This is a genomic window from Xenorhabdus lircayensis (assembly GCF_016306625.1).
In the GTDB taxonomy this organism is placed as follows: Bacteria; Pseudomonadota; Gammaproteobacteria; order Enterobacterales; family Enterobacteriaceae; genus Xenorhabdus; species Xenorhabdus lircayensis.
In genome coordinates this window covers 19,289-28,402 of the sequence record NZ_JACOII010000031.1, presented here as the reverse complement: position 1 = coordinate 28,402, position 9,114 = coordinate 19,289, and the positions used below count along the sequence as shown (strand labels likewise).

General features: G+C 49.2%; 1 protein-coding gene and 1 pseudogene. Both read right to left on the bottom strand.

What is annotated here, in order from left to right; genetic code table 11:
• Nucleotides 1-5,493, bottom strand: a pseudogene (locus H8A87_RS07885) (amino acid adenylation domain-containing protein); the annotation flags it as partial.
• Between the two features lie 164 nt (nt 5,494-5,657).
• Nucleotides 5,658-8,921: a non-ribosomal peptide synthetase gene (locus tag H8A87_RS07880; protein ID WP_198689431.1), complete on the bottom strand. Its 3,264-nt coding sequence runs from the start codon at nt 8,919-8,921 to the stop codon at nt 5,658-5,660.
• Nucleotides 8,922-9,114: the final 193 nt, after the last annotated feature.

Below are 9,114 nucleotides of genomic sequence, written 5' to 3'. Positions count from 1 at the left end.
GGCCATCATCTCTTGCACCCAGAGGTGCCAGAAGGCCGTTGGCATATCCATGATAGTGATTTTCTGCTCGCGCAAGAACGCGACAAATGTCATATCCGGTATTCTGATATGGGCAGGACGTAAAACCAGGGTAGCGCCGGATGCGAGGGTAGGGAAAATATCAGACACCGAGGTGTCAAATGCCACGGTCGCAAATTGCAGGATGCGATCGCCCGACTGAGGTTCGCTGGTTTGGTGCTGGGCATGGATAAAGTTCACTACATTGCGGTGCTCCAGCATCACGCCTTTGGGCTGTCCGGTTGAGCCGGAGGTATAAATAATATAGGCCAGATGGTGAGGCAGAAGCCCCAGTTGGCGGGCATCAGGATTATGGCTAGGTTGCTGCGCCATCGTATTGCGATGGTTTTCATCATCCAGCAGCAAGGTAGGTACGTTCTGTATTGGCAATAGAGCCTGTAAATGCTGTTGAGTCAGCAATAATGCAGGCTTGCTGTCCGACAATTGATAACTCAGCCGTTCAGTGGGGTATTCCGGATCGAGGGGAATGTAGCCCGCCCCCGCCTTAAGAATACCGTACATGCCAATGATCATCTCCAGACTGCGATCAACACAAATCGCCACGCGATCATCGGGACGCACACCGGATGCAATCAGGTGATGTGCCAGTTGGTTGGCATGGTGGTTGAGTTCCGCATAACTCAGTTGACTTTCGCCAAACACCAGCGCAGTGGCATCGGGTGTCTGTTCCACTTGTTGTTCGAACAATTGGTGGATTAAGACATCTTGCGGGTAGGCTATGGCAGTATCATTAAATGTTTCCAGTAATTGAGTGCGCTCTACCAGTGACAGTATGTCTATCGATTCAATGCTCTGTTCAGGTGCCTGTTGCAGTGCTGCCACAATCCCTTCTAAGGCCATATTCATATAGGAATTGATATGGGCCGGGTTAATCTGCTGACTGCATTGTGCGGTGAGCGCAAATCCGTCGTCAAAATCGTCAACGTCCAGCGACAGCGGATAGTTACTGCGTTCTTCACCACTGAGTATCTGTATGCCTTCCCAAGCCAGCGGTGCAGACTGAGCTACGTTACGTGAGCTATGGCGGAAGTTGAGCAGGCTGTTAAACAACGGCAATGGTGCCTGTATGCCACTGTAACGCTGGGCAACGGCCAATGATGCCTGTTCGTGATCGAGTAATTCACTGAGTTGCTGATGGGTTTCCTGTACAGCCTGTTGGACGGTACGTGCCTGTAACTTAACGCGGACAGGCAGGGTATTGATAAACATACCGAGCACTTCGGAAGCACCGACTCCGCCCTGTAAACGTCCCATCAGAACTGTCCCGAATACCACATCGTCACGTCCGCTGCATCGAGCCAATACCTGAGCCCATGCCACATGGAACAGCACGGCGGCGCTTATGCCTAATTGACGGGCACAATTGCGCAGGTTGTGGGCCAGTTCGCTATCCAGAGTGAAAATATTTTCCACTATCTCATTGAGGTTGTGGCCTTGCACATTCAGTAACCCAAAGGGCAGGGTCGGTTCTTCTAAATCCCCTAATTGCTCGTGGAAATAGGTTTGATGAACTTCCAGCGGTACGCTGCGGGTTTGGGCAATAAAGTTACGGTAAGGCAGAGGCGCAGGCAGGCTGTCACTGTTTCCCAAAATCAGCGCCTTCATTTCCTTGAGGATGATATCCAGTGATATGTGGTCACAAACTAAATGGTGATGGAGTAGGGAGAGCAACCATTGCCCCGATTCAGGATCTTGAGCAATATGCGCTGTCAGTAATGGGGCTTTGGTGATATCCATCCGTACCGTGCGAGGGTCGGTGAGGCGGCGTAATTGTGCCTCGGCATTTTCTTCCCCTGGCAGTGTGAGTTCCATAATCGGCAGTGACGCACGACGATAGACCACTTGTACGGGTTCTGGTAGTTCCTGCCAATGGACGGCACTACGTAGGATATCGTGTCGGTCAATGACCTGTTGGAATACCTGTAAGAAATTGTCCAAGCGTGTCCGGCTGTCAAAGGCCATAAGCTGGCTGTCCAGATAGATATCGCCTTCTGTTTCCAGCAAATGGTGGAACAGAATACCCGCCTGCAATGGCCCCAAAGGATAGATATCCTGAATATTGGCGACCCCCTCGGGAACGAGGTTAACCGTCATGTCGATCTGGTTTTGTGTCAATTCCACCAGTGGCAGCATGTCTGGTGTAATGGCTTGGCTCTCTTCGCTGATCAGATTTGGTGGAATGGTCAGCGTGGTGACGTCTTGAACGGTATTCTGCTTTAAGCGGGCGCTCATGGCTGCCAGTGTCGGAGCGGAGAAGACGGCACTGACATCAAGGGACAGGCCAAGCTGACGCAGTTCTTCGATCAGATTGACGACCAATAATGAATGTCCACCCAGTTCAAAGAAATTGTCATAGCGCCCCACCTGTTCTAAACCCAGCAGGGATTGCCAGACCGCAGCCAGTTGTCGCTCGGTTTCTCCTTGTGGTGCTTTGTATTCACGGCTGACAATAGCATTACGATCCGGTGCTGGCAGCGCCTTGCGATCCAGCTTGCCGTTGGCGGACAGTGGGAAAGCATCCAGCATCACAAACGCACTGGGGAGCATATGCTCCATCAGGCTGGTGCCCAATTGTTCGTGTAAACTTGCCGGCGTGAGCGTGATGCCAGTTTGTGGGATCACGTAGGCGATCAGGCGCTTGTCACCGGTTTCTTCTTCGCGGGCAATGACCACCGCATCGCTGACGCCTTCACAAGCGGCCAACTTCGTTTCAATTTCGCCCAATTCAATGCGGAAGCCGCGTATTTTGACCTGAAAGTCGTTGCGTCCCAGATATTCAATGGCACCATCTGGCAGCCAGCGCCCCAGATCGCCCGTTTTATACATGCGGGCATCCGGTTGTTCGCTGAACGGATCGGCGACAAATTTCTCGTCGGTTAAATCTGCTCTGTTCAGATAACCACGGGCAACCCCTGCGCCACCAATATGAATTTCGCCACTCACACCGATGGGAACCGGTTGACCGTACGTATCCAAAATATAAATACGGGTATTGGGCAGTGGATAACCAATCGGAATGGCGTTGTCGAGATGCAGGGAGTCCCGGTTGTCCAGTTTCAGCGTCGTGGCAATGACGGTCGTTTCGGTTGGGCCATAGGAGTTAATCCAGCGGCAGGATTGTGTTTCTGGACTCGACAGCCAATTGATTAAATGGCGGTATTCCGCTTTCTCACCGCCCACAATAATGGTGTGCAGGGAAGGGCTGAAACCACTGCGACCGGCCATCATCTCTTGCACCCAGTGGTGCCAGAAGGCCGTTGGCATATCCATGATGGTGATTTTCTGCTCGCGCAAGAACGTGACAAATGTCATATCCGGTATTCTGATATGGGCAGGACGTAAAACCAGGGTGGCGCCGGATGCGAGGGTAGGGAAAATATCAGACACCGAGGTGTCAAATGCCACGGTCGCAAATTGCAGGATGCGATCGCCCGACTGAGGTTCACTGGTTTGGTGCTGGGCATGGATAAAGTTCACTACATTGCGGTGCTCCAGCATCACGCCTTTGGGCTGTCCGGTTGAGCCGGAGGTATAAATAATATAGGCCAGATGGTGTGGCAGAAGCCCCAGTTGGCGGGCATCAGGATTATGCGTCGGTTGTTGTGCCAGAGTATTTTGCTGATTTTCATCATCCAGTAGCCAGACCGGAACGTCCGTCACCGGTAAATGAGCCTGTAAATGCTGTTGAGTCAGCAATAGTGCAGGCTTGCTGTCTGTCAACTGATAGACCAGCCGTTCGGTGGGGTATTCTGGATCGAGAGGAATGTAGCCCGCCCCCGCCTTAAGAATACCGTATATACCAATGATCATCTCCAGACTGCGATCAACACAAATTGCCACGCGATCATCGGGACGCACACCGGATGCAATCAGGTGATGTGCCAGTTGGTTGGCATGGTGGTTCAGTTCCGTGTAACTCAGTTGAGTCTCTTGATACACCAAAGCAATAGCGTCAGGTGTTGACTCTGCCTGCTGTTCAAACAGTTGGTGGATCAGCTTATCCTGCGGATAAGTCAGCTCCGAATTGTTAAAATCCACCAGTAATTGCTTGCGCTGCTGTGGCTCCATCAACGGCAGTTCAGCCACTCGTTGAGTATCATTTGCCACCATCGCCGCCAGTAGGGTGTATAAGTGGCCGACCATGCGCTCAATCGTAGAGTGGTCGAACAGATCACTGGCATATTCCAGATCACCCACTAAACAGTCTTCAGTTTCATCTAAGCTTAATGTCAGGTCAAAGTAAGAACTGTTTCTGATTAACGGTCGTTCATCCAACGTCAATCCAGGCAGCTCAAAACGCCGTTGTCCCGGCGTATTATTTGTTGCCAACATGACCTGAAAAATCGGGCTATGGCTAAGGCTACGTGATGGTTGCAGGGTTTCGACCAGTTGTTCGAAGGGCAAATCTTGATGGACGTACGCATTGAGCGCCTGTTCTTTCACCTGCGCCAGAAGTTCGCTGACGCTGGGGTTATTATGCAACTGTACCCGCAGTGCCAATGTATTGGCAAAGAAGCCGATCAAAGAGGCCAATTCAGATTGTTGGCGATTGGCGATGGGAGTACCGATCACGATATCGTCCTGGCCACTGATACGAGATAACAGAGTGGCCCATCCTGCCAATAAAGTCATAAATAAGGTTGTGCCGTGACGCTGGCTGAGATCTTTTAAACCCGCTTGTAATGCGGGGGGTAGAGTAAGATTAACCCGTCCGCCAGCATAGCTTTGTTTCGCTGGGCGTGGCCGATCGGTGGGTAATTCTAGAAGTGCGGGAGCGCCCTGTAAGGTGTTGCGCCAGAAATTGACCTGTTTGCCCAGAACTTCTTCCTGTAACCACTTTTTCTGCCAGAGAACATAGTCAGCATACTGGATCGTCAGGGCAGGCATTGGGTCTGGCTGTCCTTGACTGAAAGCGCGATAAAGCGTGGACAGTTCATGCATAAGCACACCGACTGACCAGCCATCGGAGATAATGTGGTGCTGGGTTAATAGCAAGATATGCCGATCTTCTGCCAGTTTCAGCAATCGCCCGCGTACCAAAGGGCCATTAACAAAATCAAAGGGGCGGTTTGCTTCAAGGTAGGCTGCTTTTTCAATCGCGGCTTGCTGCTCTGACTCGGCTTGTTCTGCCGTGGTTGGCTGTTCTGAGAATAGTTGACTGAAATCTTCTTGTATCAGGGAAAAACCACAATCTGCATCACTAATGATTTGCTGTGCTTTGTCTTCTACCGTCACGATAGTCGTACGCAGAATTTCATGGCGCGCCACAATGCGATCCAATGCAGCTTGCAGAGCATTCAGATTCAGGCTGCCTTGTAGGTTCAAACCCGCTGACATATGGTACGCCGTTTGTGCGGCAGGATCTAATTGAGCGAGGAACCACAAGCGTTGCTGTGTCCAAGATAATGGCACGCCATTATCGCGTGCTTGGGACATGATTTCTGTTTTCTGAGTAGACTGGCGGGTCAGTTTTGCTGATTTGGCTAACTCAAGTAGTTTTCTGCGTTCAGCTAATGGTAGAGATGAGAGATCGTTACTGTTCATTTATTTATCACCATTCAAAGCAATATAAATAAGACTTAATTAATTGATTTATAAATATCTTTAAGAGACTCTGAATCAAATTGCAGTAAGAGAGAATCTATAATGCATTCTTCAAGCTGACAGAGGGTGGGATGTGAAAACAGTTGATGAATGGATAATTCAACATCAAATGTTTTTTTGATCTGCGACTGTAGCTGTAATACCAACAGAGAATGACCGCCCAATTCGAAGAAGTTGTCATAGCGGCTTATTTGGTCTAACCCCAATAGTGCTTGCCAAATGGTGGCGAGTTGTTCTTCAGTTTCGCCCTCTGGGGCGGCATATTCACGGGTTGACATGGCTGAGTGATCAGGGGCCGGCAGGGCCTTGCGATCGAGTTTGCCATTTGGGGAGAGCGGGAAAGCCTCCATCATCACAAATGCACTTGGTACCATGTAATCGGCGAGATTCTTGCTCAATTGCTCACGCAGTTGAGAGATACTGGGCGTGCAATCCTTATTGGGGATCAAATAGGCGACCAGCCGTTTATCTCCCGCTTCACTTTCACGGGCAATGACTACGGCTTCACGAATGTCAGCGCATTGGGTCAGGCAGGCTTCAATCTCGCCCAGTTCAATGCGTAATCCGCGAATTTTGACTTGAAAATCGTTGCGTCCCAGATAGGCGATGCTGCCATCAGGTAACCAGCGTCCCAGATCGCCTGTTTTGTACGAACGGGCATCAGGATCGGTACTGAATGGATCGGTGATAAAGCGCTCTGCGGTCAATTCAGGTAAATTCAAGTAACCGCGTGCCACTCCGATACCACTGATATGAATTTCACCGATTCCCCCAATGGGAACGGGCTGGTTGTGTTTATCAAGCAAATAGACCTGAGTATTGGCTATCGGACGGCCAATCGTTATTTGAGGTGTTATTTTAGGTGTTATTTTAGGTTTAGTGTGATGGTTGTCCTGCTCGACCAAAAGGTTGGTGGATGCCGTTGACCAGATAGTTGTTTCTGTCGGCCCATACAAGTTCCACAAGCCACTGACTTTTTGTCTCAAACGCTGTGCCAGTTCGTGAGGCAACGCTTCTCCGCCGCTTAATGCCTTGATGTTTGCGCCTGTCCAGTCGGAATCGAGCAGCATTCGCCAGGCAGTGGGTGTCGCCTGTACAATTTTGATGTCATGTAACGCGATTAATGCCGACAATTGTTCAGGATCTTTAGCAGCCAGTGATGGTGCTAAGACAATGCGGCTGCCGCTGAACAAGGGCAAATAGAGTTCCAGTCCGGCGATATCGAAGCCAATGGTCGTGGAGGCGAGCATTGTGTCATCGGCAGTAATTTGTAATATCTCCTGCATCGAGAGCAGCAGGTTAACCACACCAATATGTTCCACCATTACCCCTTTGGGTAACCCCGTTGAGCCGGAAGTGTAGAGCACATAGGCTAAATGACGCGGTGTCAGCCCCAAACGGGCAGCCTCTAAGTTATCGTCGGCTTGGTGGGCGATATCGGCCTGAACGGTTGGATTATCCAAAAACCAGATAGGAATTTCGGTTACGGGCAGTTGTTCTTGCAAGCCATGATGGGTTAGCAGGATCACAGGTTCACTGTCTGACAACATATAGGCGAGCCTATCGGTAGGATATTTAGGATCGAGCGGCACATAGGCAGCGCCGGCTTTTAAAATACCCAACAGGGCAATGACCATATCCAGACTGCGTTCCATGCAGATGGCGACGCGATCATCCGGATGAATTCCCGCTTCGACAAGGGCGTGGGCCAGTTGGTTAGCCCGCTGATTCAACTCCACATAACTGAGTTGAGTATTACCATACAGCAGCGCAGTTGCAGTCGGGTTGCGTTCCACTTGCTGTTCAACAAATTGATGGATTAAGGCGTGTTGCGGGAAAGGTTTTTCTGTGTCGTTAAAATCATGGATGATTTGCTGGCGCGCCTGTTCATCCATCAATGGCAAACGATTAACCGCTTGTTGTTCGTCATCTACCATTGCTGCCAACAGGTTCAAGAGATTTTGCATCAACTGGGAGATGAACTCAGCATCAAATATCTCGGTGTCATAATAAAAGGCATAACGGATCTGATCATCGACTTCCAAGATATTGATCATTAACGGAACAGGCACATCGGCATAGAAAGGGTAAGGGAAATGCCGTAACTCTGCATTGCCCCACTGTACTGTCGCATTGTCATCTTCTGCCATCCAGAGTGCAGGCAAATCGTCAACATATCTGGCCTTTTGGAATATCATGACCGTCTGGAAAACGGGATGAACGTTTGCATTGCGTTGTAATTGCAGTTGCTCCAGTACCTTGGGAAACGGATATTTCTGGTTCTCAATACCCTGCCGGACGGTCTTAGTCGCCTGTGTAATATGTTCCTGTACCGTCATCTCACCATTTATCTGGTTGCGTAAGGCCACGGGATTGATAAATTCACCCACCAATTTTCCCCAGCGGGCACGGCCTCGGCCTGGCATGATAGAGCCGATAATAATGTCATCTTGTTCGGTATAACGATTCAGGAGGATTTGGTAGGCAGCCAAAAAGATGGCGAACAGGCTGTTATCATATTTTGGGGCCATAGCCTGTAATTTATTGGCCAGAGATTTGGGCACTTTTTTATATAAAGAAGTTTTCCCTGTCGCGGGCATGGCACTATTTTTAGGCGGCCATTGCGATACGGCTAAATTGCCCGTTAATGTCTTTTGCCAGAATTGCTGTTGTTTTTTCGCGCTGTTGCTTTTTAACCATTGTTGCTGCCATTTCACATAATCGTGAAAGCTATTTTCTGGTACGGGCTCCAGGGGCTTTGCAGAAAGCAGTGCATCGAGTTCATCTAATAGTACCCAATAAGACCAGCCATCAACGGCCAAATGATCAAATGTCAGCACCATTACGCTTTCTTGCTGATTACACTGATACCAACTGGCATAAACCCGAAGCGGGTGTGCCAGATCAAAAATATGCCAGCAGTCGTCCTGAACACGTTGCTGAAGCGTTTCTTCGCTGAGATGTTGGGCATCATGTACTGTGAGTGTGATTTGAGAATTGTTTGAGATGCAATAACCTAGTTCACCGTGATATAGTCCAAAACTTGCTCGCAGCATCGGGTGCCTTTGCACTAATTTATTGAGAGCTTCTTCTAAGCATTTGGCGGTTAAGCCTTTAATGCGAGCACAAAATGCACTATTATTTTGACCGCGCCTGTCAGGGTCAATTTGATATTGAAACCAGCGACTACTTTGCGCTTCCGATAAAGGGAATGATTTCAATTTTTCAGGGTAATTCATTCTATGGCTCCCTTTTATGGGTACATTAAAAATAAAATCTGATAAAACAAAAAATCACACTTAAATGTAAACGGATAAAAAATAGTTCTATGAAATAAACTGCCAATCCATTCCTGTTAGCAAAAGTAGTGATGTATCTAGAACAAATGACATAAAAATAGCCGACCATTCTAATAAAAAAGAACAGTCTAAT